This window comes from Methylibium rhizosphaerae (assembly GCF_006386545.1).
In the GTDB taxonomy this organism is placed as follows: Bacteria; Pseudomonadota; Gammaproteobacteria; order Burkholderiales; family Burkholderiaceae_C; genus Pseudorivibacter; species Pseudorivibacter rhizosphaerae.
On the sequence record NZ_SWAR01000011.1, the window covers coordinates 18255 to 43087 of the forward strand.

Here is a 24833-nt window from a genome sequence, read left to right on the forward strand (position 1 = left end):
CCGGTCAGACCAGCCCCTCGCGCACCGTCGGATAGCGCAGGCGCACCCGCAACTCCCGCTTGAGCCTGGTGTTGTCGAGGCGGCGGGACTCGCTCATGAACGACAGCAGCACCGGGTTCAGCTGCTGCGCCGCCTGGGCCCGCGCGATGCGCGGCGGCCTCGGCAGCCCGCACAGGTCGGCCGCCAGATCGAAGTAGTCGCCCATCTTCAGCTCGGTGTCGTCGCTCGCGTGGTACGCGCGCTGGGGTGCGCCGCGGAACAGCGCGGCGATGCAGGCGCGCGCCAAGTCGTCGGCATGGATGTGGTTGGTGTACACGTCGTCGTGCGCCGCCAGCACCGGCGTGCCGCGCTCCAGGCGCTCCCGGGGGTGGCCGCCGGGGCGGTCGGCCGCGTAGATGCCCGGAATGCGCAGCAGGCTCACCCGCGCGCCGCCGGCACGGCCGAACCAGCGCAGCCGCTGCTCGGCCGACACCCGCCGGCGCCCGCGCGCGCTGGCCGGCGCGACGCGGCGGGTCTCGTCGAAGCGAGCGCCGCCGGCATCGCCGTACACGCCGGTGGTGCTGGCATACACGAGCCGGCGCACCACGCCGCCGCACATCAGCGCACGCAGCAGCGCGGCGGTGCGCGGGTCGCCTTCGCCCTCACCCGGCGGCGGCGCGAGGTGCAGCACCGCCGGCGCCAGCGCGGCCAGGCGGCCGAGCGTGGGCGGGGCGTCGAGGTTGCCCAGCAAGGGCCGCACACCCGCTTGCCGCAAGCCGTCGCGGCGTTCGGGCTGCGACGTGAGCGCCTGCACGCGAAAGCGGCCCTGCAACTGCCGCACCACCCGCAGGCCGACGTCGCCGCAACCGACGATCAGCAGGCGGGGACGGCGGAAGACGGCGGGCAGGCAGGCCATGTGTGAATTGGTGACGGTGGTTTGGGGCAGCACCGCAAAGGGGCACACCCGAGCGGGCAAAATCGCCTTCGTTTCTTTTCTTGCCGCTCGAGGATACCCAAATGACTTTCAAGGTGACGGTGCAGCCGGCCGAACGCAGCTTCGACGTCGCGCGCGACGAAGCCATCCTGCCGGCCGCCATCCGCCAGGGCATCGGCCTGCCCTACGGCTGCAAGGACGGCGCCTGCGGCACCTGCAAGAGCCGCCTGCTCGAAGGCCGTGTGATCCATGGGGCACACCAGCACAAGGCGCTGAGCGTCGAGGAAGAGGACGCCGGCTTCATCCTCACCTGCTGCGCCACGCCGCAGACCGACGTCGTGATCGAGTCACGACAGGTCAGCGCTCTCGGCCAGTTCCCGGTGCAGAAGATGCCCTGCCGGGTGGCCGGCATCGAGAAGGTCGCGCCGGACGTGGCGGTGGTGAAGCTGCAGCTGCCGGCCAACGTGGTGCTGCAGTACTACGCCGGCCAGTACATCGAGTTCATCCTGCGCGACGGCAGCCGCCGCAGCTATTCGATGGCCAACGCGCCACACCTGGCGCAAGGCGGGCTGGAGCTTCACATCCGCCACATGCCGGGCGGCAAGTTCACCGACCACGTGTTCGGCGCGATGAAGGAAAAGGAAATCCTGCGCATGGAAGGGCCGTTCGGCAGCTTCTATCTGCGCGACGAGTCGGACAAGCCGCTCGTGCTGCTGGCCTCAGGCACCGGCTTCGCCCCGATCAAGGCGCTCATCGAGCACATGCAGCACAAGGCCATCAGCCGGCCGGCGGTGCTGTACTGGGGCTGCCGCAGCCAGGCCGATCTGTACCTGCACGCCTGGGCCGAGAAGGCCGCGGCCGAGATGCCCAACCTCACTTATGTGCCGGTGCTGTCCGAACCCAGGCCGGAAGACGGCTGGCAGGGCCGTACCGGCTTGGTGCACCAGGCGGTCATGGCCGACCTGCCCGACCTGTCGGGTCACCAGGTGTATGCCTGCGGCGCACCGATCATGGTGGAGTCGGCCCACAAGGACTTCGTGGCGAAGTGCGGGTTGCCGGACGAGGAGTTCTACGCCGACTCGTTCACGTCCGAGGCGGACAAGCACGGCGACTGACGTCGAGGCTCGGCTAACCGCCGACCTGCCACCACTGCGGCGAAGCCCATTGCGGTGCTTCGCCGCTGCACTTCAGCTCCACATCGCCCGGCGCCACAAGCGCGAGCGTCAGCCCGCCGCCCGACCACACGCGGGCGTTCGCCTCGGCCGGTGTCGCCGGGCGCGTGTGCACCTGCGCCAGCCGCCCGGGGCTCACGCCTTCGGCATGCCGCTTGAGCCACGCTTCCTTCAGTGTCCAGATGGCGTGGAACAGGTCTGCCCGGGCCGAGGGCTCTGCGGCTGCGACAGCGGCCTGCTCCGATGCGGTGAACACCGCAGCCACCAGCCCGTCGAGATGGCGCCGGGGCTTCGGCACCTCGATGTCGAGCCCGATCGGCACCGTGGCCAAGGCGCAAGCCAGCCAGTCGCCGCTGTGGCTGATCGCGAGGTGAACGTCTGGGGGGCCCGCCGCCTGCAACCGCGGAGGCCCGTCATTGCCGGCGGTCAGCGGCCAGTCGCGCAAGGCATCGCCGCCCATCTCGCCGGCCAGCAGCTGGCGCAAGGTCCAGCGGCCTGCCACGAATTGAGCGCGCCGGCCAGGCGCCGTGATGGCGTCGAGCCTGGCGCGCTCTGCATCGGACAGCCACTGTCGCCCTGCGGCTTCTGCCACGGCGGCCGCACCGGCCACGCGGGCCAGCCGCAGCGAGACGACGGCGGCCGTCGTCACGTCACTTGGCGGCAACCTTGGCGTAGGTGCCCTTGAGCGCAACGCCGACAATGATGGCCCCCGCGTGGCATTCGTAGTCCTTGGGGCTCTTCGAAGGCTGGTGCTTGTAGTTGCTGACGATGTTCACCACGGCATTGGCGCCCACCCGGCGAGCCTGTTCCTGCATGGTGAGCAACACCGACAAGGCGGCCCACTTGCAGGCGGTCACGTCGTCCTTGTTGGCCCCATTCGTCTTCTTCGAGACGGACTCCTCGCCCTTCTTTTCGAGCACCTTGGGCGTCTTCTGACCGGACAAATAGAACTTGATGGAGCCGTCGAGCTTGCTTTGCGCCTCGGGCATTGCAAGAACGTCGGCGAACGGCAGGTGCAGCTCGGTGTCGCGTGCCATCGCAGGCGTGCCGATGGCCCCGGCAAGCAGCGCAAACATCAGAATGTTCTTCATCTTGTGTTCTCCTGTCCTGGGACCAAACAGCTCAGTTGCGAGGGGAGGTATGGGCCAGGCTCACCTTCCTGACGATGTTGTTGACCCACATGTTGTAGGTCGGATGAATCCTTGCAGCGGCCGCATCGTAGTTGAGGTTGGTGCTGTCGACGTACTTCACTTCGAAGCCGTTGGCGTCGTACAGCAGCGCCACCACGGCCACGTGCTTTCCGCCCCCCTTGCTGTACTTGATCTCGAGCCGTCCGGGTTCGTCCTTCACGATCGTCCAGCCGAGCTCAAGCACGGCACGCACGATGCTCGAGTGCGTGCGCTGGGCGCTCGGCGCTCCCTCGACTTGAGGCAGCAGAACACGGCCGGTTTCCACCATCTCCGTGCTGCGGGCATGAGCAACGCTCAGCGCAAGAGTGAAGACGACGGCGGCAAGTAGTTGGCGGATCACGGGTTTCCCTCCGGTGGTTGTGAAAGTTGGATCAGGCATTCCAGCGGCGGAAGATCAACGAGGTGTTGATGCCGCCGAAGGCGAAGTTGTTGCTCATCACGATGTCGGTCTGCAGCTCGCGGCCGCTGCCCATGACGTAGTCGAGCGCCGCGCACTTCGGGTCGGGCGACAGCAGGTTGACGTTGGGTGCGAACCAGCCCTCGCGCATCATCTCGATGGTGAGCCAGGCCTCCAGTGCGCCGCAAGCCCCTAGCGTGTGACCCATGTAGCTCTTGAGCGACGAGATCGGCACGCGATCGCCCAGCACGGCCAGGGTGGCGGCCGACTCGGCGACGTCGCCCTGGTCGGTGGCGGTGCCGTGCGCATTGACGTACCCCACTGCCTCGGGCGCGAGGCCTGCGTCGGCCAGCGCCAGCCGCATCGCCTGCGCCATGGTGTCGGGGTTGGGGTGGGTGACATGCGAGCCGTCGCTGTTGGTGCCGTAGCCCAGCAGCTCGGCATGGATGCGCGCGCCGCGGGCCTTGGCATGCTCCAGCTCCTCGAGCACGAGCGTGCAGGCGCCCTCGCCGAGCACCAGGCCGTCGCGTGCGGCATCGAAGGGGCGCGGCGTGAGCCCGGGCTGGTCGTTCTTGACGCTGGTGGCGAACAACGTGTCGAACACCGCCGCCTCGGTGGCATCGAGCTCCTCGGCGCCGCCGGCCAGCATGGCGACCTGCCTGCCGCTCTGGATGGCCTCGAACGCATAGCCGATGCCCTGGCTGCCCGAGGTGCAGGCGCTCGACGTGGTGACGATGCGGCCGGTGAGCCCGAAGAACACGCCGATGTTGACCGCCGCCGTGTGCGACATCATCTTGATGTAGGTGTTGGCGTTGATGCCTTCGGTGGTCTTCTCGGTGATCATGCGGCCGAAGTCGCCAATGGCCGCCGGCGTGCCGGCCGACGAGCCGTAGGAGATGCCCATCCTGCCGCTCTTCACCAGCGGATCACCCAGCAGGCCTGCGTCGATGAGCGCCAGTTCGCTGGCGCGGGTGCCCATCAGTGCGACGCGGCCCATGCTGCGCATGGTCTTGCGGTTGTAGTGCGCAGGCAGGTCGAAGGGCCGCGCCGGCGCGCCGAGCTGCGTGTTGAGGCCTTCGTAGTCCTTCCACTCGTCGATCACCTGCACGACGTTGCGGCAGCTCCTGAGCTGCTCGCGCGCCGTCGGCCAGTCGTGCCCCAGCGGGCTGATGGCGCCGAAGCCGGTGACGACCACCCTCTTCAAGGCCTTCATCCGACCATCCCCCCGTTGACGGAGATGACCTGGCGCGTGATGTAGCCGGCGTCCGGCCCCATCAGGAAAGCCACCAGCGCCGCCACTTCCTCGGGCTTGCCCATGCGGCGCAACGGAATGATCTTCATGGCCTCCTCCAGCACTTCGGGTGCCACCATCTCGGTGTCGATGAGGCCCGGTGCCACGCAATTGACGGTGATTTCGCGCTTGGCCAGCTCGATGGCAAGCGCCTTGGTGGCGCCAATGATGCCAGCCTTGGCGGCGCTGTAGTTCGTCTGGCCGCGGTTGCCCATCAGCCCCGAGACCGACGCCAGCGTGACGATGCGGCCCGGCTTGCGACGCCGCACCATCGGCATCACCAGCGGGTTCAGCACGTTGTAGAACGCATCGAGGTTGGTGTGGATGACGCTGTCCCATTCCTCGCCGGTCATGGCCGGGAAGGCGTTGTCGCGGGCGATGCCGGCGTTGCAGACCACACCGTAGTAGGCACCGTGCGTTTCCACGTCGGCCAGCAGCACCTCGCTGGCTGCGGCGCGGTCGGCCACGTCGAACATCAGCACGCGCGCCGTGCGGCCGAGCGCACGGATCTCGGCAGCCACCGCCTCGGCTTCGGCAGCGCCGCGGCGGCCGTGCACGACGATGTCGTGGCCGCCCTGGGCCAGGCGCAAGGCGATGGCGCGGCCGATGCCGCGTGTGGATCCGGTGACCAGGACGGTCCCTTGGGTTTGAAGCGTTGTCATGTCGTTGCTGCTCATCGATCTGCCGTGCGGGCCAGTGCCAGCTGTCCCTGCACGCCGACAATCAGCTGGCGAACCCACTGCTCGTAGGCGGGATGGATCACGCCGATGGGGGCGGGCCTGGCATAGACCGACTCGGGCCGCCCGGCAAAGGCCTCGCGCTGCCTCTGCACTTCGATGTCCCTTTGCGGCGGCGCGGCCTCCCGGCCGTCCCGCACCTTGGGATCGAAGTCGGCCCGGCTCGCCTGAGCGTAGTTCATGTTCACACTGCGCAGGTAGCGCACCGAGTACTTGGTGGCGTCATAGGCGATCACCACGCTGACGACGTGCTTCTCGGCCTTCCAGTACGTGGCCTCGAGCATGCCCGGCGCCCTGAGCGTCATCTGCCAGGACTTTGCGGCGCCCGCCGCCTCGATGGCCTGCCGAACCTCTTCGGCGCCCAGTTGCCGGCCGCTCGATCCGGCCACCGGGATGTCTTCGAAATTCATGACCGGCACGGGCTCACGCGCATGCAGCGCTGTGGCAGCCAGGCCGAGGCCGGTCAACAAGAGGGAGCGAAACATTCTTCTCATGGGTCCTGCAGCTTCTAGAGAGGGGTGTTGCCGCCTTCCGTGGCCGGGGGCTCGAACACCGACACCATCGCCTCGGCGATGTTGTGGCCGGTGGCCGCGTCGGCGATGCGGCAGGCGAATTGGCCCAGGCCGTTGTCGCCGATCAGCTCGCAGCGCGCGCTGACGCGCAAGGTCTGGCCGAAGGTGAATGCCGGCTGGCTGCTGCCGTAGCGCCGGCTGCCGAGCAGGTAGCCGATGCCGGGCTCGCGGCCGGCGCTGCGGGCACGCGCGCCGGCCCAGGCGGCAATGGTCTGGGCCATGTACTCGATGCCGACCCAGGCCGGCACGCCATGGTCCCGGGCGAACAGCGTCGCGGGCGTGATGTCGACCTCGGCCGTGGCCTCGTTGGCGTCCACCTCGACGAGGCGGCTGAGCAGGCTCATCGTGCCGCGGTGCGGCACGAACTGCTCGACCTGCAGCGGGGCGGACGGAGCCTTGTTCGTCATGGCGATCGTCTCCTCAGCCGCGCGCGAACAGCAGCGACGCATTGCTGCCGCCGAAGGCGAACGAGTTGCTCAGCACATGCTCGGGCGAGCGGCCCAGCGACTCACCCGGCGGCACCACCCGCAGATCGGGCAGCGCCACATCGCGCACGCCGTCCCACCAGTGCGGCGGCAGCCGGCCCTGCGGGTTGTCCACCAGGGTGCACCACGCGATGGCCGCTTCCACCGCACCCGCTGCCGCCAGCGCATGGCCGGTGAGCGGCTTGGTCGAACTGACCGGCAGGTCGAGCCCGAACACCTCGGCGATCGCCAGGCTTTCCATCGCGTCGTTGTGCGGCGTGGCCGTCCCGTGCAGGTTCAGGTAGTCGACAGCGCCCGGCGCAACGCCGGCGCGCTGCAGCGCCTGCCGCATCGCGTCAATGGCACCGCGGCCGCTGGGCTCCGGCGCCGACATGTGGTGGGCATCGGAGGTTTCGCCCCAGCCCGCGAGCCGCACCGGGCCGCCTTCGCGCGTCATCAGGAACAGCGCAGCGCCCTCGCCGATGTTGATGCCATCGCGATGGGCCGACAGCGGATTGCAGCGCGAGGCCGTCACGGACTCGAGCGCCGAGAAGCCGGCGATCGTGAAGGCGCACAGCGCGTCGACGCCTCCGGCCACCACCGCATCGACGAAGCCGGCGCGCAGCAGCCGCGCCCCCGAGGCCATGGCCTTGGCGCCCGACGAGCAGGCGGTCGAGATGACATGGGCCGGCCCGAAGACGCCCAGCTCGGCGGCCACGAAGGCCGCGCAGTTGCCCATCTCCTGCTGCGCATAGTCGTATTCCGGCGGGAAGTCACCTTGGGCCAGCAGGCGGCGCGCGGCGTGCTCGCCTTCTTCGACGCCGCTGGTGCTGGTGCCCAGCACCACGGCCACCCGCTGCGGGCCGTAGCGCCCGATCGCCGCATCCACCTGCGGGCGGATCTCGGCCAATGCGGCCGCCAGCAGGGCGTTGTTGCGGCTGCGCTGCTTGAGCGGCGCATGCGGGAGCGAAGGCAGTTCACGGTCCGGGGGCAGGCAGCCCAGGTGCAGCACACGGCCCGGCGTGTAGCGGTCGGTGGGGGCCACGCCCAGAGGCTGCGCCGATGCGAACAGCTGCTCGCGCACCGCAGCCGCGCCATGCCCCAGCGCGCACAGCACGCCCATCGCATTGAGGTAGACCGCCGGCGTCAAGTGAGACCTCCGAGCGGGCGCGATTCGATGCTGAGCCGGTAGCCATGCTGCAGGTTCACCAGCTCGGCATGGGCAGCGCTCGGGTAGCTGACGGTGGCCACGACGGTGCCCTGGCGACGCAGCACGCGTTCGGTGTCATGCGCATCGAGCGTCCAGCCGCCGGGCAGCGCCGCGCTGATGGCCTGGGCCGGCCACAGCACCAGCTGCAGGTCCGACAGGATGCGTTCACCCTTCACCGCCGCGGGCCACCACGATGCACGGGTTTCGGTGAGCTCGCGGCCGTCCCACTGGAGCCGCGCCACGGTCTGGCCGAGGTTCATCATGGCAAGCCGAACGCTGTCGGCGTCGGCTTCCAGGATCACGTCGAGCCGGTGGGTCTGCCCGCGCGCAGCCACCGTGAGCTGCTGATGCAGCGCCAGCGTGCGGCCGAGCGATGCAGGCGCCAGCCGCAGCAGCGGCGAGTCGGGTTCGTTGGCGGTCGGGGTGGGGGCCGACGCGCAGCCGGCGGCCAGCAGCAGCGCCAGCAGCGCCGAGAGCCAGGTGCCGCCGCGGCACAGGAAGCGGGTGAACTTGCCCATGTCGCCTCAGTCCTTCGCGAAGCGCAGCAGCGAGTGGCAGTAGCCGATGCCGTCGCGCGCGGTCACCAGCCGCAAACCGGCCGCCTCGCACAGGCGGATGTAGTCGGCGCTTTCGTACACCTTGCTGTTGCCGCTGGCCATGGCGGTGAAGTACGGCGAGGTGTTGATGAGGCAATAGGCCGCGATGTCGTAGCGCTGCCGGTCCCAGAAGGTGTCCATGATGAGCACCTGGCCGCCCGGCGCCAGCGCGGCCGCCGCACGCGCGAGGATGCTGGCGATGACACTTTCGCTGAAGCAGCTGAGGAACTGGCTCATCCACACCAGGTCCATGCCGCCGGGAAAGGCGGCTGCAGGGTCGAGCATGTCGGCTGCATGCAGGTGGGCGCGGTGCGCCAGGCCGGCGCGTTCGAGCGTGGCCTGGGCCAGCGCCAGCTGCTGCGGCAGGTCCACCAGGTGCAGCTCGACCGCGTCGTTGTGCGTCAGCGCCGCGCAGCTGAACTTTCCGGTGTTGGCGCCGATGTCCATGACACGCCGCGGCGCCGTGGCAAACACGTCGGGCAGGATGCTCGGGAACGAGGTGTCCGAATAGTGGTGGTCGAAGGCGAACCAGCTCGACTTCGCCGGCTCGGGCAGCGACGCCAGGCCCTGGTAGATGGTCGGCCAGTCGCCCAGCGCCTTGAGGCCGAGCGGCCGTTCTTCGTCGAGCGACGGGCCGAGGTCGAAGAGCCCCTGGTAGCACACGTCGTGCATGAAGTTCATGTTGACCTGCGTGATCGGATCGCTCAGCACGCAATAGCCGGCCTTGTCGAGCACGTAGCGCCCGTCGCGCAGGCTGACCACGCCGCAGCTGAGGCAGGTTTCGAGCACCACCTTGAGCGCATAACGTGTCCAGCGGCCGGTGGAGGCCAGCGCGTCCAGGCCGGCGCCGCCCTCGCCCGCTTCGGCCAGCGCCTGCAGGACGCCGCGCTTCCAGGCGTAGCGCACGCACTGGAAGACTGCCGGCCCGAAAGCGATCTTCTGGGCTTCGAAGCGGGCCTCGAAGACGGACTGTCCGTCGGGAGAGAAGGTTTTTTCGAGCATGAGCGTCATGAGGTTGCATCCACGGCCCCCGCGGGCCGCAACATGGGTGCCAGCACGGCCACCAGGGCCAGGCCGAAAAGCAGCGTGAGCCCGAAGGCGCGCAGCGCGGGCGTGCTGGACAGCCCCAACAGCCCGAAGGCCAGCCAGGTGCTGCCGGCGCCCAGCGCCACCGCCAGCCAGGCCGAGCCATCGCCTTCGTGTTCGAGCAGGAAGATGCCGTAGTCGGAGCCCACGCCCAGCAGCAGCAGCAGCGCGAGCACGGTGAACAGCTGCAAGGGCTGGCCGGCGGCGCCCAGCACGGCCAGGGCACCGACAGAGGCCAGCGCCGTGGGCAGCCAGGCCCGCCAGGCTGCGCGGCCGAAACGCCACAACAGCGCAGCCAGCACCACCGCATGGCCCAGCAGCAGCAGCCAGCTCATCGACACGCGATAGCGGCCCAGCAGCGACGAGACCTCGGCCGGCTTGTCGACCCAGCGCACGCCTTCGAGGCCCTCGGCCGCCGCCGCGAGGACGGGCAGCAGCGCCGCGTCTTGCAGGCCGCGCAGCATCACGACGCTGGTCTGCGCGCCATGGATCTCGCCCAGCCACAGCAGCCGTGCGCCGGCCGACGCCGGGTGTTGCAGCCAGCGCTGCACCGACAACGGTCCAGCCGCAAAAACGGGACGCGCCAGCGTTTCGCCCAGCGCCGCGTTCACCCGGGCCAGCACTTCGGATTCGACCCGGGCGGTGAGCTGCGCATCGGCGCGCTGGCGTGCCGCCGAGGGCACCCAGTCGGACACGGCGCTGTAGCCGGCCAGCCGGCCTTCGCGCACCAGCACGTCGAGGCGCGCCTTGAGTGCCTCCTCGCGCTGCAGCAGCTCCTCGTCGCCGGCGCCGCGCACGAGGTAGAACTGCGCCGGGCTCGCCACGCCGAGCAGGCTGCTCAGCTGGCGCTGCGAAGCCAGCAGCTCGGGGGGCGAATTCTGCAGCTGGCGCACGTCGTCGTTGGGACGCAGCTGCAGCAGGCCGGCCGCGCACAAGCCGGCCAGCACGGCATAGACGGCCCATGCCCTGCCCGACGCCGTGAGGCGCGGCCAGCGCTGCAGGCTGCCGGCCACCGACACCGCGAAGCGGCTGCTGCCCACCGTCCCGCGGTCGAGCCATGGGAACCAGCACACGACCGTCAGCATGGCGGCGACCAGGCCTGCGGACGAGAACACGGCCATCTGCCGCAGCCCCGGGAACGGCGCGGCGCCCATTGCCAGGTAGGCCAGCACGCTGGTCACCAGCGCCAGCAGCAGGCCCGGCAGCAGCTGGCGCATGAGGCTGCGCGGCTCGGCCCACGGCTGGCCCTGGCGGCTGGCGAAATAGTGGATGCCGTAGTCCTCGGCCACGCCCACCAGGCTGGCACCGAACACCAGCGTGATGAGGTGGACCTGCCCGAACACCCAGGCCGTGATCGACAACGCGGCGGCACAGCCAATCAGCAGCGACAGCCCCACCAGCACGATGGGCCGCGGTGAGCGGAAGGCGAGCCACACCAGCAGCAGCACTGCGGCCAGGGAGCCCCAGCCGATGGTGTTGATCTCGCGGCTGGCCTGCACAGCTGCAGCCTCGGCATGCAGCGGCACGCCGGCTCGCAGCGTCTTCACGCCCGGGAGGGCGGCACGGGCGGCAGTTTCCGCAGCTTGCAGGGCCTCGCCGTAGACGGCCCGGCCGTCGAGGCTGAAGGCCGAGCCGGCGATGTCGTAACGCAGCACCACCCACTCCACGCCATCGCCTGCGAGCCACAGCTCGCCATCGCGCGGGCGTGCACGCGTGTCGCCGGCACGGGCGCTCCACCAGGCCGGCGCCAGCCCCAGCGGGTCTGCCACCCATTCGGACAGCCGCGCCTGCGCAGCCGGCTGGTAGAGGGCCGCCAGCGCCGCCTGCGCCAGTTGCGGCAGCGGCGTGGCCTGCAGCTGCTCGCGCTGCGCCGGGGTGAGCAGGCGATCGCGCCACGGGCGGTAGAAGGCGAGCGACTCGGCCAGGCCGGTCTCGCCGGCACCCCAGTGCACTTCTGACAGCGGTGCCTGCTGCTGCGCCATCGCTTCGCGCCAGGCCCGGGCCGCGCCCTGGGCCTGTGCCCACTGCGGCGCTCCGAGCATCACCACGATCTGGCGCGAGGCGCCGTCGGCCAGCGCCCGCGTGGCCAGCGCCACCTCGGGCGCCTGCTCGTCGGCCGGCAGCAGCGCCATCACGTCGGCGTCGAGCCGGCCGGCCTGCCAGAAGCGCCACTGGTGCACGGCCACGCCCAGCACGAACAGCAGCCATGCCACGGCCGCGAACGCCCACAGCCGGCTTCGGCCTGCGTGGTTCGTCGCGCCGTCTCGAGGCGCTGGCAGTCCGGGCGTCACGGCGTCAGTCAAAGCGGGCGGCCTCTTCGCGGCTGAGGGACTGGGCGATCGCGTGTTCACTGAAGCGGATCACGCTGGCGTCGCCCTGCGCTTCGGCGAGCTTCACGCTGCGCACGAAACGCTCGCCTTCGAGTTCGACTCGCGCGAGCCATTGGGCGAGCGCCGCCTCGCGCGGCGTCAGCACGAGCCGCCAGCCTGCCGCCCCCTGCAGCTCGCCATCGATGCGAAAGCGCGCCGCCAGCGTCTGCAGGTCGGCCGCCATGAGGGCGAACAGCATCTCGTTGACGGCACGCAGGCCGGGTTCGTCGCGCGCCTCGACCTTGGTGTCGACCCGGCCATCGGCCTGGCGCGACAGCAGCCGCTCGCGGGTGACGACGAGCGACGACTCGAACGGCTCGCGCGTGTGCCAGACCACGCCGCGTTCCTTGGCCACCAGGAAGTCGCCTCGCGACACGAGCGGGCTCTTGAAGCCCTTGAGCGTCTTGCGCTGCTCGAAGCGGCCGCGCAGCACCGGCGCGTCTGCCAGGCGCTCGCGCACCTGCTGCACCAGCGGCGACACCGGCTCTGCAGCCGTCAGCGGCAAGGCGACGGCCAGCATGCAAGCGGCGGCAAGGCGACGGCGCGACAGCATCGGCTTCATGGCGTGACGCCCAGGCGCTGCCACAGCACCTCGGGGCAGACGAAACACATTTCGCGGGTCGCCATGTCCACCGCCACCTGGATGGTGTAGGCGCTGTTGAGCCTCGCACCCGTCTTCGCATCGCGGATCAGGTATTCGATGCGCAGCCGGTTCTCCCACTCGACGATCTGCGCACGCACCTTCAGCGCCTGGCCATAGGCGGCCGGCTTCACGTACTTGAGCCGCATGTCGACGATGGGCCAGGCATACCCGGACTCGCGCATGCGCGGGTAGTCGTAGTCGTATTTGGCGAGCAGCGCCGAACGCGCCAGCTCGAGGTACTTGACGTAGTGGCCGTGCCAGACGATTTCCATCACGTCGACGTCGAAGAACGCCGGCGTGACGTCGATCTCGTGGCTGAGATCAGGCTTCATGCACGCTCCAGGCGCGCTCGCGCAGCGCCGCCAGCAGCGACTGCAGGTCGGCGTCGAGAGCGCGATCCTCGACCACCAGGGCGATGCGGTCTTCGAGGTCGGCACAGAAGGCGGTGAGCGCCGGGCTCAGCGCCAGCTGCGCATCGAGGCGGCGGCGCAGCGACAGGCCCTGGCGTGCGGCGATGAGCATGGCGGCCACCACCTGCTCGGTGAGTTCGAGCACCCGCAGGCAGTCGCGCGCGGCGATGGTGCCCATGCTCACCTTGTCCTGGTTGTGGCACTCGGTGGAACGCGAGAACACCGAGGCCGGCATGGTGAGCTTGAGGGCCTCGGCGGTCCAGGCCGACACGCTGATCTGCAGCGCCTTCAGGCCGTGGTTGATGGCACCGCGCGGGCCGGTGGCTCCCGACAGGTTGGACGGCAGGCCGTGGTTGTAGCGGGTGTCCACCAGCAGCGCGAGCTGGCGGTCGAGCAGGTCGGCCACGTTGGCCACCGCGTTCTTGAGACCGTCCATCGCGAAGGCGATGTGGCCGCCGTAGAAGTGGCCGCCGTGCAGCACCTGCTCGCGCTCGCCGTCGATGATGGGGTTGTCGTTGGCGCTGTTGAGCTCGTTCTCGATGAGGGTGCGGAAGAAGGGCAGCGTGTCCTCGAGCACGCCGATCACGTGCGGCGCGCAGCGCAGCGAATAGCGGTCCTGCAGGCGCTGTTCGTTGCGGGCCGGGCGTTCGCTGGCGAGGTCGGCGCGCAGGCGCCGGGCCACCCGCTGCTGGCCGGCATGGGGCTTCACCGCGAACAGCGCCTCGTCGAAGTGGTGGGCGTTGCCGGCGCTGGCCAGCACGTTGCAGGCGGTGAGCCGGGTGGCCAGGCGCGACACGTATTCGGCGCGCTGCCAGGCCAGGCAGGCCAGGGCCGTCATCACCGCGGTGCCGTTCATGATGGCCAGGCCCTCCTTGGGCCGCAGCTTCAGCGGCTCGATGCCCAGCTGCGCCAGCACCTCGCGCGCCGGGCGGCGCTCGCCGCCGAACCACACGTCGCGCTCGCCGCACAGCACCGCGGCCACGTAGGACAACGGCGTGAGGTCGCCGCTCGCGCCCACCGAACCTTCGGCCGGAATGAGCGGCAGCACGTCATGCACCAGCAGCTGCTCCAGCTGCTGCAGCAGCGCCACGCTGACGCCCGACACGCCCTGCGACAGCGAAGCCAGCCGCGCGGCCAGCACGGCGCGGGTTTCCTCCGGCGTGAGGAAGCGGCCGGCACCGCAGCCGTGGTAGGTGTAGAGGTGGTGCGGCAGCTCGGTCACCAGGTCGGGCGGGATGACCACGGTGCAGGAGTCGCCATAGCCGGTGGTGACGCCATAGACCACGCCGTCTTCGCGCAGCAGCCGGTCGAGGAAGTCGGCGCCGCGCGCGATCCGCTCGCGGAAGGCAGGCTCGGGCGAGAGCTCGGCCACGGCGCGGCGCTCGGCCAGCGCGGCCACGTCTTCGATCGACAGCGGGCTGCCGTCGAATCGCACGCGCGGCAGGTCAGTGTGTGGTTGTCTCATGGTGGGCAATCGCATTCGGGCTCCGGTCAGCCTCGGCCGGCTGTTCCCAGAACGAAAAGAAGTTGAACCATTCGTATGGCGCTCGGCGCAGCAGCTCCTCGAGCCGCTGCACGAACACCGCGGTGTACTGCCGCAGCGCCGCCTCGCGCCGGCCTCGCGGCAGCTCCACGCGGTCGCACAGGCGGTCGAAATACACCGCATGCCCGGCGCCCTCGCGCACGCAGCCCATCAGGTAGACGGGGCATTTGAGCAGGGCAGCCAGCACGTAGGGTCCGACGGGAAACGCCGCCTGGGCACCGAGGAACTGCGCGCTGGTGGTCTTGCTCGCCACCACCGGCACGCGGTCGCCGGCGATGGCGACGAACTCACCCTGGGCCACCTTCTCGGCCAGCACGACCGCGGTGGCGGCGTTGACCTCGGTGACCTGCATCAGGTGCACGCCACTGCCGGGATCGAGCCGACGCAGCATGCGGTTGAATTGTTCCGCGTGGGCAGTGTGCACCAGCACGTTGAGCCGCAGGCCGGGCTGGCGCTCGGCGGTGGCCCGGCAGAGTTCAAGGCAGCCCACGTGGGCGGTGATGAACACGGCCCCCTCGCCCCGCTCGATGTGCCGTGCGATGGGCTCGGCCCCCACCATCTGCACCTGTTCGAATCGGTAGCGCCCGCTGAGCGCGAGCGTCTTGTCGAGGATGGTCTCTGCGAACGAGAAGAAGTGGCGCAGCGTGTGGCGCCAGCCCGGCGGCTGGCCGATCACGCCAAACCGGGTTTCGATGCGCTGCAGGTAGTCGAGCGAGGCGCGGCGCGCCCGGCCTTGCGTGGCCCAGTAGTACAGCACCACCGGGTACACGCACAGCCGGAACGGCAGCCGGCCGAACAGCTTGTGCACCCAGTAGAGGAACCACATGCCGGCGACGAAGGTCGATTCGCCGATCTCGGCCCAATGCGGGCTGGCCCCTCGCTCGCGCGGCGTTGACACAGGGTGTCTCATGCCGCACCCACCTTGCGCCACAACAGCAGCGGCGCGCGCAGCAGCATGCCGGCGAACAGCACCGCATGCATGCGCGAGATCAGCAGGTTGTCCCGCCCGAGCCTGAAGTGCGAGATGCCGTCTTGCGGATAGGTCACCCGGGTGGGCTGGTTGATCACCGGTACGCCGCGCCAGAACAGCCGCACCATGACTTCGGTGTCGAAGTCCATGCGCTTGCCGATCTTCACCTGGTCGATGAGCTCGACCACGCTTTGCAGCGGGTAGACGCGGAATCCGCACATCGAGTCGCGGATCGCGAGCGACAGCGTGTTGATCCAGACCCACACGTGCGTGGCGTAGCGTCCGTAGAGCCGGCCCTTCGGCACCGAGGCGTCGTACAGCGGGCAGCCGCAGACCACCGCCTGCGGATGGGCTTCGGCCTGCGCCAGGAAGCGGGGGATGTCGCGGGTGTCGTGCTGGCCGTCGGCGTCGATCTGCACCGCATGGGTGTAGCCGCGGCGATGCACCTCACGCAGGCCGGCCATCAGCGCGCCGCCCTTGCCTTCGTTGTGCGGCAGTTTCACCAGCGACACATGGCCCGCATGCGCGCGCACCAGCAGCTCGAGCACGGCGGCGCAACGCGGCTCGCTGCCGTCGTCCACCAGCAGGCAGTGCAGCCCGTGTTCCATCACGCCGCGCACCATCGCACCGATGGTGTCGGGGTGGTTGTAGACCGGGATCACGACGACGGGCTTGAACTGCATCGGCACGGACCGTTCATTCGCCGGCGAAGACGATGCGCCCGCTCGCGTGCGCACCGGCGTCGGACGTGTACTGGAAACCCAGGACGCCGGCGCCGGCGTTCCACTGCAGTGCGAGGCGCAACGCGGTGCCGGGCAGCACCGGCTTCTGGAACTTGAGCGCATCGGCGCGCAGGAAGTTCGCCGGCAGCGCGAAGCAGCCTCGCGCGAACTCGATGGCCCAGTCGAGCTGGGCGACGCCCGGCAGGATGGCCGCCTGTTCGAAGTGCCCGTCGAACACCATGAGGTCCGGCGTGATGTCGAGCACCGCCTCGGCCTGGTCCGGCTCGCGCCGCTGCCATGCCACCGCCGGCATCGCCGGGCGGAACAGCACCGACAGCAGGGCCTCGGTGCTCTTGCCCTGCGGGTTGACCGGCAACGCGGGCACGTAGCGCCAGTGGCGCGGCAGCGCGATGCGCTCGACGCTGCGCAGCAGCGCGGAACGCAGGCGCTCGTTGAGGGCGCGCTTGCCGTGCTCGCGCAGCAGCTGCCAGCCGCTCGCGCTGGGCACCACCACCATGCCCAGGCGCTGGTGGCCCTGGCTGGCAAGCAGCACGGCGCGCGCTTCGGTGACCTCGTCGCAGGCGGCGAGCGCAGCTTCCATCGCGGTCAGGGAGACGCGCTTTTCCTCGATCTTGACGATGCGGTCAGAGCGGCCGAGCAGGACGAAGCCGCCGGACTCGAGCCGGCGCACGCGGTCGGCCGTGCGCCACCACTGGTCGTCTGCCATGTGAGGCGAGCGCACTTCGAGCAGCTCGTCCTCGATACGCCATTCGACGCCGGGCAGCGGGTTCCAGGCGTCGCCGTGCACCGCCCTCTGCCGCCAGGCGATGCCGCCGGTTTCGGAGCTGCCGAACACCTCGATGGGCGACTGCCCCATCAGCGCCAGCGCCTCTGCCGAAGCCTCGGGCGGCAGCGGACCGCCGGACGAGAACACCGCGCGCAAGCCTTCCCGCGCGGCGCGCCAGTCGAGCGTGTCGGGCAGGCGCTTCAGGTGCGCCGGGCTGGTGATCAGGACGGTCGGGCGCCCACCCAGACGGGCCGCCATTTCTTCGGGGTAGACGATCCGCTCGGCCACGAAGGGCCGGCCCGCGGCCAGCGGCCACAAGGTATGGAACAGCAGCCCGTAGATGTGCTGGTGCGACACGGTGGCATAAACGCAGGCCGGGCCGTCGGCGTCGACACGCGGGCCGAAGGTGGCCTGCTGCGTGTGGATCTCCGCGTCGAGCTGGGCCAGCAGTTTGTGGATGGCCACCGGCTCACCGCTGGAGCCGGAGGTGTAGACCACGAGCCGCGTCGTGTGCGGGTCGAGCGGGGGCCGGCCGGCCAGGGGCTCCTGCACCGAGGCGGCCGGCTGCAGCGCGCCCGGCAGCGAACCGGCGCAGGCATCGACCTCGGGCACCAGGCGTTGCAGCGTGGCCGGTTGCGTGTCGCCGGGCAGGAAGACCTGCTTGCCGGCATGCCAGGCGCCATACAGCGCCGCGGCGAATTCATAGCCGTCGTCGAAATGCAGCGCGACCCGCTCGCCGGGCCGGGCCGCGAACGCCGCCTGCCAGCGGGCCACGTCGGCCAGGAACCGCGCGCGCTGCACGAGTTCGCCGCGGCGCCATGCCACCGGACGTTCGTCCAGCCCGAGCCGCGCGGCCACTTCGGTCAGGGCCAGCCATTCAGACATGCGCTTCTCCGGCCGCGATACGCGCCTTCACCCGCCGCCTCATCAACCATTCACCACCAAACAGCACACCCATCAGCACATAGGCCAGCAACCCGTTGTAGAGCGCCCAGGTGGCGGGCGAGCCCCACAACGCGGTGCCCAGCGACACCGTACCGTTGAACACGAAGAAGCCGCACCACACCTGCGTGACCCGGCGCGTGTAGGCCACTGCCGCAGGCGGCAGGTCGGGGTCGGTGAGCCGGGCCAGCCGCTCGATCGCCGAGGGCGGCCTTGCCAGGCTCGCGGCAAATACCGCAAACAGCACCGTGCTCACCAGCACCGGATACAGCTTCAGCGGCAGCACGCTGTTGCCCAGCAGCGTGACGCCGCCCAGCACGGCCGCGCCTGCCGCCGCCACCAGCCAGAACGGCTCGCGCGTGACCCATGCACGGGCGAGCCCCAGGAGCACCAGCAGCAGGGCCATCCAGCGCGGCTCCACCCGGCCGAGCGCGAGATAGATGACCAGCGGATAGGCCACGGTCGCGAGCGCGACCACGACGGTCAGGAACCGGGACGACAAGACGCGGAACTCAGGCGTGGGCGGCCGTGTCGTTGACGAGGCCGAACAGCGCGTCCACCACGTCCTGCACGGTGCGCACGGACTTGAAGGCCTCGGGCTGCAGGCGCTTGCCCACCAGGGGCTTGAGCTGCACGATCAGGTCGACCGCGTCGATGCTGTCGATGTCGAGGTCGTCGTAGAGCTTGGCTTCGGGCGTGATGCGCGAAGCCTCGATGTCGAATGTCTCCTGCAGGATCGCGACGATCCGGGCAAAGATGTCGTCCTTTGTCATGGTGCGGCCTATCGTGTGGTGATGTGGCAGTGAGGTGGCGGCTCGGCAGGCAGCCGCCTCAGGACTTGCGCCCGGCCGCCACGAAGGCAGCCAGCGCCTGCACGCTCTTGAAATGGCGGCGGGTTTCTTCGGAATCGGCCGACAGGCTCACGCCGTAGCGCTTCTGGAGCGCGAGGCCCAGCTCGAGCGCATCGATCGAGTCGAGGCCCAGGCCCTCGACGAACAGCGGCGCTTCGGCGTCGATGTCCTCGGGCTTGATGTCCTCGAGCGCCAGCGACGAAATGATCAGTTCCTTGATCTCGAGCTCAAGACTCTGCACGACGTGTCTCCAAAGAAAAATATTCGGTGAGGAAATCGGTGAGGCGGCGCGCCGCCAGCGCTTCGCCGGCGCAGCCGGCGGTGAAGTCGCGCACGGGGATGTCGTCGCACACCTCGATGATGAAATGCGCGCGCCGCTCCGGCACCCGGTACCAGGCCACGCCCTTGGTCAGCATGGGCGGTGCGCAGCGGATGCGCACCGGCGTGATGTCGATGCCTCCGCGCACGGCAATGTTGGCCGCGCCGCGCTGCAGGCGCGCCTCGCCGGACAGCGGCGTGCGCGTGCCCTCCGGAAAGATCACCAGGTTGTTGCCGCCGCGGACCGAGGCGATGCAGTCTTCAACCAGGCCGGCGCCCGAGTCGTTGCAGACGAAGCCCGCCGCGCGGATGGGCCCGCGGGTGAACGGATTGCGCGCCAGCGCGCCCTTGACGATGCAGTCGGCATGCCGCACGAAGGAGATGAGGAACACCACGTCGATCAGCGACGGATGGTTGGCCAGGATCAGCAGGCCGCGGCGTCGCAGCTTCTCGATGCCGCGCACCTCGTAGCTGATCACACCCACCAGCGCCATCAGGCCGACGAACATGCGGAACGACTGGTGGATCACCCACTTGGCGAGGTCGGCCCGGCGCTGCTCGTGCCAGACCACCAGCGACAGCAACGGGAAGATCACCACGCGCATGAGCAGGCCGCCCAGCCCGAAGGTCGAGAAGCAGAAGCCGGTGGCGCAGATGCGCCAGTACTGGTCGATGCGCTCAGCCATGGTGGTGGGGCCGCTGCCAGGTCCACAGGCGACCGGCGGCGCTGCGCTGCAGCTGCGCGTCGCCGCTGACGAAAAAGCGCAGCACGTCGAGGCCGAACGGCAGGCCGGCGTGGTCGCTCACCGGGCCCGGCTCGGGCGCCTGCGCTGCGTGCAGCTGCAGCTGCGCCGGCTGCGCCGCGTCGCCAGCGGGTCGCGCCACCTTCCAGGCCCAGGCGTAGCAAGTGGAAGGTTCGTCCTCGAAGCGGGCGTAGTCGCCCGGCAGGGGGGCTTCGTAGTTGACGACCAGCACTTCGCCGGCCCCGTCGGCCAGCAGGCCCGCGGCCTCGACCATCGCCTCGGCAGCGCCGGCCGCACCGGCGGCGATGGACAGGTAGTTGGAGCGGTCGCCGCGCGCAATGGAGTACTGCGCGCCGATGGCGTTGTGCACCGACAGCCCGAAGGCGGTGGGCGAGAGGGCCTGCCCGCGGGCGAGTTCGGCCAGCAGTTCGAGGGAGCGCGTGGCGTCGCCGTACCGCGAGGCCAGCACCACCGGCATGCCACCGGCGGCTGCGCCCTGGCACCACCAGGCCACCTGCACGGCGGCACGGCCGAGTGCGCCCAGGCGGCGTCGGGCCATGGCGGGCATTTCACGCAGGTCCGGCTGCTCGTCTCCCGTGGGCAGGTACGGGGCGGCAGCCCAGGCCTGCCAGTCAGCCGGCGCATGGAGGCCAGCCGCATAGGCCGCCCAATCTTTGATGACGAAGTCGAGGTTCACTGCTCTGATGCGGGTTCGGCATGTGGTCTGAGCACTTTGCCGAGCGAGGCGACAGCCTCCCCCTCAGAAGCCGAGGACACCTCGCTTGGTCTCCCGTAGAGCGCGATTTTATGAAGGAAGCACTTCCGTTCCTGCTGCAAATTTGGCACGCCCCCTAGATTGGGCGCACCAGGAAGCGCTGTTACAGCTCTTTCCGCCGTACAAAACCAACACGTTTGGCGTCTTCGGGGTAATAGAACTGCACTTCGCCGCGGCGCCAGACACCCAGCCAGATCATGTTGCGCGAGAAGGCATCGTGGTCCGACGGCGAAAACGGCTTGTCATGGGTGGTGACCACGCCGACGTAAGGCTTGCGCAGGTCCTCGAGGGCGCGCTTGAGAGCGTCGCCGGAGGTGTCGCCGTTGGTCTGGAACAGCACGCGCAGCATCAGGTGGACGGCGTCGTAGGTCTGCGCGGCGGCCATGAGCGAGCCGATCGGCTGCGCGCCGGCATGGCGCTTCAGCCTCGCAATGAACGACATGCGGCGCTCGTTGGAGAGGTCCTGGATGATGGTCTGCACCATCATCACGCCCTCGGCCGCGGCGCCCGCCTTGTCCCAGACGGTGCGAAACGACAGCGGCCAGGGACCGTACATCGGCCCCTTGAACCCCGCCTCGGCACGCGCCTGGGTCAGCACGGCGAACTCCGGCCCCACGGTGTAGCCGATGATCGCCTCGGCGCCTGCCGCCCTGGCCTCCTGCACCTCGGCAGCGAGCGTCTTCACGCCCAGGTCGAAACGCGCCGCGTAGACCAGCTTGAGCCGCTTGTCGGCCAGGAAGCGCTCGACGTCCTTGTAGCCGCCTTCGCCATAACCGGTCTTGTCGGCGAACACGGCCACCCGGGTGAACCCTCGCTTGGCCACTTCGTCGACCAGGAAGGCGGCCTGCAGCGTGTCGCGTGCCGACATGCGGAAGATGTAGCTGTCGGCCGGCGGGTACTTGGCGGTGACCGCCGAGCCGGTGGCAACGGGCACCACCAGCAGGTGCTTGTTGTCCTGGAAGACGTCGAGCGATTTCAGGGCGACGCCGGTGTTGCAGAAGCCGACGGTGAAGGCCACCCTCTGCTTCAGCACCAGTTCTTCGGAGACCTGGCGGCCTTCGTCCGGACTGGCCTTGTCGTCGCGGGACACCAGTTCGATCGAGCGGCCCATGAAGCCGCCCACCTCGTTGATCTCCTTGGTGGCCAGTTCGGCACCCAGGCGGGCGCTGTTGCCGAAGTCCGCCGAGCCGCCCGAAAACGGGCAGATGAAACCCACCTTCAAGGGCGGCGCCGAGGCCTGGGCCAGCGCCGGCCCGTGCACGGCCAGCCAGGGGACGGTGGCGGCGACGGCCGCCCGGAGTACACGCCTGAACATCAGCATCTCCTTCGCTCGCGATGAGGCGGCAAGCGTAGGAGTCGGTCGCACGGCGAGGCTTAAAGGCGGCCTAAAGCCTAGGGTTGGTCCCAAGCAGGCTTCCGTGCATTGCACACGGATCGTGCTACCCATAAAGAACGAACGCGGCCGGAGCCGCGTTCTTCATGAGGCGCCGTGTGGCCGCCGCGAAAGCGTCACTCGCCCAGGTAGGCGGCACGCACCTTCGGGTCGTTGAGCAGCATCTTGGCATCGCCGCTCATGGTGATTTCGCCGGAGTCCATGACGTAGCCGCGCGCCGCCAGCTGCAGCGCCCGGCTGGCGTTCTGCTCGACGAGCAGCACCGTCACGCCCTGCTGGTGGATGTCGTTCACCACCTCGAAGATCTTGTCGACCATGATGGGCGACAGGCCCATCGACGGCTCGTCGAGCAGCAGCACCTTGGGGCGCGCCATCAGCGCGCGGCCCATCGCGAGCATCTGCTGTTCGCCGCCCGACATGGTGCCGGCCAGCTGGTTGCGGCGTTCCTTCAGGCGCGGAAAGGTCGCGAAGACCTTCTCCATGTCCGCGTCGATCTCGGCCTTGTCGTTGCGCACGAAGGCGCCCATCTGCAGGTTCTCGGTGATGGTCATGCGGGTGAACGTGCCCCGGCCTTCGGGCACCATCACCAGCCCCTGCTTCACCAGGTCCCACGAGCCCTGCCCCTTGACGGAGCGGCCCAGGTACTCGATGTCGCCGTCGGCCGCCGGCTGGGTGCCGGTGACGGCCTTCAGCGTGGTGGTCTTGCCGGCGCCGTTGGCGCCGATGAGGCTGACCAGTTCGCCCTTGCGGACCTCGAGCGAGACGCCCTTGACGGCCTGGATGCCGCCGTAGGCAACCTTCAGCCCGCTGACCTTGAGCATGATGTCGGACATGCGTTGTTCTCCTGCTGTGCCCGTCATCAATGGGCGGTGTGACCGGCGCCCAGGTAGGCCTCGATCACCTTCTCGTTGCGCTGCACGTCGGCCGGCGTGCCTTCGGCGATCTGCTTGCCGTAGTCGAGCACGGTCACGCGGTCGCACAGGCCCATCACCAGCTTCACGTCGTGCTCGATCAGCAGGATGGTGCGGCCGTCCTTGCGGATGCGGTCGATCAGCTCGCGCAGCACCACCTTCTCGGTGGCGTTCATGCCGGCAGCCGGCTCGTCGAGCGCGATGAGCTTGGGGTCGGTGGCCAGGGCGCGGGCGATCTCGAGGCGGCGCTGGTCGCCGTAGCTGAGCGTGCGGGCCTTGTATTCGGCGTACTTGCCGATGCCCACGTAGTCGAGCAGCTCCTGGGCACGCTTGGCGATCTCGGCCTCTTCCTGCTTGAAGCCGGCCGAGCGGAACACCGCGCCGAACAGCCCCGAGTGGGTGCGGATGTGGCGACCCACCATCACGTTCTCGAGCGCCGTCATCTCGGCGAACAGGCGGATGTTCTGGAAGGTGCGCGCGATGCCCGCGATGGCGACTTCGTGCACCGCGGTGGGCTTGTAGGGCGCCCCGCCGAGCTCGAAGAGGCCCGAGTCGGGCGTGTACAGGCCGGTGATCACGTTGAAGAACGTGGTCTTGCCGGCGCCGTTGGGGCCGATGAGTCCGTAGACCTGGCCCTTTTCGATGGTGATGCCCACGTCGGACAGTGCCTGCAGCCCGCCGAAGCGCTTGGAGACGTTGGCAACCTTGAGGATGGTGTCGGTCATGGCATCTTCCTCACTTGCTGGGCACGGGGGTCGGAGCTGCCTTGCCGTGTTCGGGCGAGGGCCACAGGCCGCGCGGGCGCATCAGCATGATGATGATCATCGCCAGCGCAATGAGCAGCTGGCGCAGGATGGCAGCGTCCAGGCGACCGCCGGTGGCGTGCTGCAGCGGGTCGGCCACGTAGCGCAGCACTTCGGGCAGCGCCGCGAGCACGAAGCCGCCCAGGATCACACCCGGGATGTGGCCCAGGCCGCCGAGCACCACCATGGCCACGACCATGACGGACTCCTGCAGGCTGAACGACTCGGGCGAGACGAAGTTCTGGAAGGCCGCGAACATGGAGCCCGCCACGCCGCCGAAGGTGGCGCCCATGCCGAAGGCCAGCAGCTTCATGTTGCGGGTGTTGATGCCCATCGCCTTGGCAGCGATCTCGTCTTCGCGGATGGCCATCCAGGCGCGGCCGATGCGCGACTGCTCCAGGCGATAGCAGATCACCACGCTGGCCACCACGAGCGCGAGGAACAGGTAGTAGTACAGCGTCACCGAGGCGATCTCGAAGCCGAAGATCTCGGTGGGCCGGCCCAGGTTGACCGGGCCCAGGTGCATGGGGTCGATGCCGGCGATGCCCTTCGGGCCGTTCGTGATGTTCACCGGCGCGTCCAGGTTGTTCATGAACACGCGGATGATTTCGCCGAAGCCCAGCGTCACGATGGCGAGGTAGTCGCCGCGCAGCTTGAGCGTGGGAGCGCCCAGCAGCACGCCGGCAATGCCGGCCAGCGCCGCGGCCAGCGGAATGGCGATCCAGATCGGCGTGTGCAGGCCGTTCGGGAACATCGCCTTGACGGCCGGGAAGGTGTCGGTCAGGTGCGGCGATGCCAGCAGCGCGAACATGTAGGCGCCCACCGCGTAGAACGCGATGTAGCCCAGGTCGAGCAGGCCGGCGTAGCCCACCACGATGTTCAGGCCGAGCGCGAGCAGCACGTACAGCAGGGCCAGGTCGATGATGCGCACCCAGGCGTTGCCGAAGTACTGCGCCACCAGCGGCGTCAGCAGCAGCAGCAGGCCGCAGACGACGAAAACGACAAGCTTGTTTTTCATGATGTCT

The 24833-nt window shown here is 69.5% G+C and carries 28 protein-coding genes; 1 reads left to right on the forward strand and 27 read right to left on the reverse strand.

Annotation, left to right across the window (positions count from 1 at the left end; genetic code table 11):
* Positions 1-4: 4 nt before the first annotated feature.
* Positions 5-895 (reverse strand): SDR family oxidoreductase, encoded by an 891-nt coding sequence (locus E8D38_RS10395; protein ID WP_140628903.1) that lies wholly within the window; start codon positions 893-895, stop codon positions 5-7.
* Between the two features lie 101 nt (positions 896-996).
* Here E8D38_RS10395 and E8D38_RS10400 point away from each other — a divergent pair, with 101 nt between their 5' ends.
* Positions 997-2028 (forward strand): CDP-6-deoxy-delta-3,4-glucoseen reductase, encoded by a 1032-nt coding sequence (locus E8D38_RS10400; RefSeq protein ID WP_140628905.1) that lies wholly within the window; start codon positions 997-999, stop codon positions 2026-2028.
* Between the two features lie 13 nt (positions 2029-2041).
* Here the strand turns inward: E8D38_RS10400 and E8D38_RS10405 are convergent, their stop codons facing one another.
* From E8D38_RS10405 to E8D38_RS10530, 26 genes are all read right to left on the reverse strand, one after another.
* On the reverse strand, positions 2042-2734 hold the full coding sequence (locus E8D38_RS10405) for a 4'-phosphopantetheinyl transferase family protein (protein ID WP_140628908.1): 693 nt from the start codon (positions 2732-2734) through the stop codon (positions 2042-2044).
* Between the two features lies 1 nt (position 2735).
* Positions 2736-3176: an excinuclease ATPase subunit gene (locus E8D38_RS28260; protein ID WP_181179032.1), complete on the reverse strand. Its 441-nt coding sequence runs from the start codon at positions 3174-3176 to the stop codon at positions 2736-2738.
* 31 nt (positions 3177-3207) lie between these two features.
* Positions 3208-3615 (reverse strand): hypothetical protein, encoded by a 408-nt coding sequence (locus E8D38_RS10415; RefSeq protein WP_140628914.1) that lies wholly within the window; start codon positions 3613-3615, stop codon positions 3208-3210.
* A 31-nt stretch (positions 3616-3646) separates the two neighbouring features.
* Complete coding sequence (locus E8D38_RS10420; RefSeq protein ID WP_219851706.1) at positions 3647-4885, reverse strand: beta-ketoacyl-ACP synthase; 1239 nt, start codon at positions 4883-4885, stop codon at positions 3647-3649.
* Positions 4882-5625 (reverse strand): 3-ketoacyl-ACP reductase FabG2, encoded by a 744-nt coding sequence (locus E8D38_RS10425; protein ID WP_140628917.1) that lies wholly within the window; start codon positions 5623-5625, stop codon positions 4882-4884. Before E8D38_RS10425 ends, E8D38_RS10420 begins: the two co-directional genes overlap by 4 nt.
* 11 nt (positions 5626-5636) lie before the next feature.
* Positions 5637-6185 (reverse strand): hypothetical protein, encoded by a 549-nt coding sequence (locus E8D38_RS10430; RefSeq protein WP_181179034.1) that lies wholly within the window; start codon positions 6183-6185, stop codon positions 5637-5639.
* A gap of 23 nt (positions 6186-6208) precedes the next feature.
* Entirely contained in the window at positions 6209-6679 is a 471-nt protein-coding gene (locus E8D38_RS10435) for a hotdog family protein (protein ID WP_140628923.1), read from the reverse strand.
* A 13-nt stretch (positions 6680-6692) separates the two neighbouring features.
* The gene (locus E8D38_RS10440; protein ID WP_140628926.1) at positions 6693-7886 is read right to left on the reverse strand and encodes a beta-ketoacyl-ACP synthase; all 1194 of its coding nucleotides are present in this window, start codon (positions 7884-7886) and stop codon (positions 6693-6695) included.
* Positions 7883-8464, reverse strand: a complete 582-nt coding sequence (locus tag E8D38_RS10445; RefSeq protein ID WP_140628929.1) for a DUF3261 domain-containing protein — start codon at positions 8462-8464, stop codon at positions 7883-7885. Before E8D38_RS10445 ends, E8D38_RS10440 begins: the two co-directional genes overlap by 4 nt.
* Positions 8465-8470: 6 nt before the next feature.
* A complete protein-coding gene (locus tag E8D38_RS10450; RefSeq protein WP_219851708.1) occupies positions 8471-9553 on the reverse strand; it encodes a methyltransferase in 1083 nt (360 codons plus the stop codon).
* A complete protein-coding gene (locus tag E8D38_RS10455; RefSeq protein ID WP_140629196.1) occupies positions 9550-11841 on the reverse strand; it encodes an MMPL family transporter in 2292 nt (763 codons plus the stop codon). The genes E8D38_RS10450 and E8D38_RS10455 overlap by 4 nt, the downstream gene beginning before the upstream one ends.
* Before the next feature lie 82 nt (positions 11842-11923).
* Positions 11924-12559, reverse strand: a complete 636-nt coding sequence (locus tag E8D38_RS10460; RefSeq protein WP_140628932.1) for a LolA family protein — start codon at positions 12557-12559, stop codon at positions 11924-11926.
* A complete protein-coding gene (locus tag E8D38_RS10465) occupies positions 12556-12972 on the reverse strand; it encodes an acyl-CoA thioesterase (RefSeq protein WP_140628935.1) in 417 nt (138 codons plus the stop codon). Before E8D38_RS10465 ends, E8D38_RS10460 begins: the two co-directional genes overlap by 4 nt.
* Positions 12962-14515, reverse strand: coding sequence for an HAL/PAL/TAL family ammonia-lyase (locus E8D38_RS10470; protein WP_140628938.1), 1554 nt, complete (start codon positions 14513-14515; stop codon positions 12962-12964). Before E8D38_RS10470 ends, E8D38_RS10465 begins: the two co-directional genes overlap by 11 nt.
* Positions 14496-15503, reverse strand: coding sequence for a lysophospholipid acyltransferase family protein (locus E8D38_RS10475; protein ID WP_140628941.1), 1008 nt, complete (start codon positions 15501-15503; stop codon positions 14496-14498). Before E8D38_RS10475 ends, E8D38_RS10470 begins: the two co-directional genes overlap by 20 nt.
* Positions 15500-16246, reverse strand: a complete 747-nt coding sequence (locus E8D38_RS10480) for a glycosyltransferase family 2 protein (protein WP_140628944.1) — start codon at positions 16244-16246, stop codon at positions 15500-15502. Before E8D38_RS10480 ends, E8D38_RS10475 begins: the two co-directional genes overlap by 4 nt.
* A 13-nt stretch (positions 16247-16259) precedes the next feature.
* Positions 16260-17957: an ApeI family dehydratase gene (locus tag E8D38_RS10485; RefSeq protein ID WP_140628947.1), complete on the reverse strand. Its 1698-nt coding sequence runs from the start codon at positions 17955-17957 to the stop codon at positions 16260-16262.
* On the reverse strand, positions 17950-18516 hold the full coding sequence (locus tag E8D38_RS10490) for a COG4648 family protein (RefSeq protein WP_140628949.1): 567 nt from the start codon (positions 18514-18516) through the stop codon (positions 17950-17952). The genes E8D38_RS10485 and E8D38_RS10490 overlap by 8 nt, the downstream gene beginning before the upstream one ends.
* Before the next feature lie 10 nt (positions 18517-18526).
* Complete coding sequence (locus E8D38_RS10495; protein ID WP_140628952.1) at positions 18527-18787, reverse strand: acyl carrier protein; 261 nt, start codon at positions 18785-18787, stop codon at positions 18527-18529.
* Between the two features lie 58 nt (positions 18788-18845).
* Positions 18846-19106 (reverse strand): phosphopantetheine-binding protein, encoded by a 261-nt coding sequence (locus tag E8D38_RS10500; RefSeq protein WP_140628955.1) that lies wholly within the window; start codon positions 19104-19106, stop codon positions 18846-18848.
* Positions 19093-19869, reverse strand: a complete 777-nt coding sequence (locus E8D38_RS10505; RefSeq protein ID WP_140628958.1) for a lysophospholipid acyltransferase family protein — start codon at positions 19867-19869, stop codon at positions 19093-19095. The genes E8D38_RS10500 and E8D38_RS10505 overlap by 14 nt, the downstream gene beginning before the upstream one ends.
* A complete protein-coding gene (locus E8D38_RS10510) occupies positions 19862-20623 on the reverse strand; it encodes a beta-ketoacyl synthase chain length factor (RefSeq protein WP_140628961.1) in 762 nt (253 codons plus the stop codon). The genes E8D38_RS10505 and E8D38_RS10510 overlap by 8 nt, the downstream gene beginning before the upstream one ends.
* Before the next feature lie 181 nt (positions 20624-20804).
* Positions 20805-22016 (reverse strand): ABC transporter substrate-binding protein, encoded by a 1212-nt coding sequence (locus tag E8D38_RS10515; RefSeq protein WP_140628964.1) that lies wholly within the window; start codon positions 22014-22016, stop codon positions 20805-20807.
* A 194-nt stretch (positions 22017-22210) separates the two neighbouring features.
* Positions 22211-22927: an ABC transporter ATP-binding protein gene (locus E8D38_RS10520; RefSeq protein ID WP_246099426.1), complete on the reverse strand. Its 717-nt coding sequence runs from the start codon at positions 22925-22927 to the stop codon at positions 22211-22213.
* A 26-nt stretch (positions 22928-22953) separates the two neighbouring features.
* Complete coding sequence (locus E8D38_RS10525) at positions 22954-23730, reverse strand: ABC transporter ATP-binding protein (protein ID WP_140628967.1); 777 nt, start codon at positions 23728-23730, stop codon at positions 22954-22956.
* 10 nt (positions 23731-23740) lie between these two features.
* The gene (locus E8D38_RS10530; RefSeq protein WP_140628970.1) at positions 23741-24826 is read right to left on the reverse strand and encodes a branched-chain amino acid ABC transporter permease; all 1086 of its coding nucleotides are present in this window, start codon (positions 24824-24826) and stop codon (positions 23741-23743) included.
* Positions 24827-24833 lie beyond the last annotated feature (7 nt).

What these genes read in the sequence shown, in the direction of transcription:
- E8D38_RS10530 (WP_140628970.1), bottom strand. Translation starts at nt 24,826, where the DNA reads ATGAAAAACAAGCTTGTCGTTTTCGTCGTCTGCGGCCTGCTGCTGCTG.
- E8D38_RS10520 (WP_246099426.1), bottom strand. Translation starts at nt 22,927, where the DNA reads ATGTCCGACATCATGCTCAAGGTCAGCGGGCTGAAGGTTGCCTACGGC.
- E8D38_RS10435 (WP_140628923.1), bottom strand. Translation starts at nt 6,679, where the DNA reads ATGACGAACAAGGCTCCGTCCGCCCCGCTGCAGGTCGAGCAGTTCGTG.
- E8D38_RS10475 (WP_140628941.1), bottom strand. Translation starts at nt 15,503, where the DNA reads ATGAGACACCCTGTGTCAACGCCGCGCGAGCGAGGGGCCAGCCCGCAT.
- E8D38_RS10505 (WP_140628958.1), bottom strand. Translation starts at nt 19,869, where the DNA reads ATGGCTGAGCGCATCGACCAGTACTGGCGCATCTGCGCCACCGGCTTC.
- E8D38_RS10420 (WP_219851706.1), bottom strand. Translation starts at nt 4,885, where the DNA reads ATGAAGGCCTTGAAGAGGGTGGTCGTCACCGGCTTCGGCGCCATCAGC.
- E8D38_RS10495 (WP_140628952.1), bottom strand. Translation starts at nt 18,787, where the DNA reads ATGACAAAGGACGACATCTTTGCCCGGATCGTCGCGATCCTGCAGGAG.
- E8D38_RS10480 (WP_140628944.1), bottom strand. Translation starts at nt 16,246, where the DNA reads ATGCAGTTCAAGCCCGTCGTCGTGATCCCGGTCTACAACCACCCCGAC.
- E8D38_RS28260 (WP_181179032.1), bottom strand. Translation starts at nt 3,176, where the DNA reads ATGAAGAACATTCTGATGTTTGCGCTGCTTGCCGGGGCCATCGGCACG.
- E8D38_RS10485 (WP_140628947.1), bottom strand. Translation starts at nt 17,957, where the DNA reads ATGTCTGAATGGCTGGCCCTGACCGAAGTGGCCGCGCGGCTCGGGCTG.
- E8D38_RS10445 (WP_140628929.1), bottom strand. Translation starts at nt 8,464, where the DNA reads ATGGGCAAGTTCACCCGCTTCCTGTGCCGCGGCGGCACCTGGCTCTCG.
- E8D38_RS10425 (WP_140628917.1), bottom strand. Translation starts at nt 5,625, where the DNA reads ATGACAACGCTTCAAACCCAAGGGACCGTCCTGGTCACCGGATCCACA.
- E8D38_RS10525 (WP_140628967.1), bottom strand. Translation starts at nt 23,730, where the DNA reads ATGACCGACACCATCCTCAAGGTTGCCAACGTCTCCAAGCGCTTCGGC.
- E8D38_RS10515 (WP_140628964.1), bottom strand. Translation starts at nt 22,016, where the DNA reads ATGTTCAGGCGTGTACTCCGGGCGGCCGTCGCCGCCACCGTCCCCTGG.
- E8D38_RS10465 (WP_140628935.1), bottom strand. Translation starts at nt 12,972, where the DNA reads ATGAAGCCTGATCTCAGCCACGAGATCGACGTCACGCCGGCGTTCTTC.
- E8D38_RS10395 (WP_140628903.1), bottom strand. Translation starts at nt 895, where the DNA reads ATGGCCTGCCTGCCCGCCGTCTTCCGCCGTCCCCGCCTGCTGATCGTC.
- E8D38_RS10400 (WP_140628905.1), top strand. Translation starts at nt 997, where the DNA reads ATGACTTTCAAGGTGACGGTGCAGCCGGCCGAACGCAGCTTCGACGTC.
- E8D38_RS10470 (WP_140628938.1), bottom strand. Translation starts at nt 14,515, where the DNA reads ATGAGACAACCACACACTGACCTGCCGCGCGTGCGATTCGACGGCAGC.
- E8D38_RS10460 (WP_140628932.1), bottom strand. Translation starts at nt 12,559, where the DNA reads ATGAAGCCGATGCTGTCGCGCCGTCGCCTTGCCGCCGCTTGCATGCTG.
- E8D38_RS10450 (WP_219851708.1), bottom strand. Translation starts at nt 9,553, where the DNA reads ATGACGCTCATGCTCGAAAAAACCTTCTCTCCCGACGGACAGTCCGTC.
- E8D38_RS10430 (WP_181179034.1), bottom strand. Translation starts at nt 6,185, where the DNA reads ATGTTTCGCTCCCTCTTGTTGACCGGCCTCGGCCTGGCTGCCACAGCG.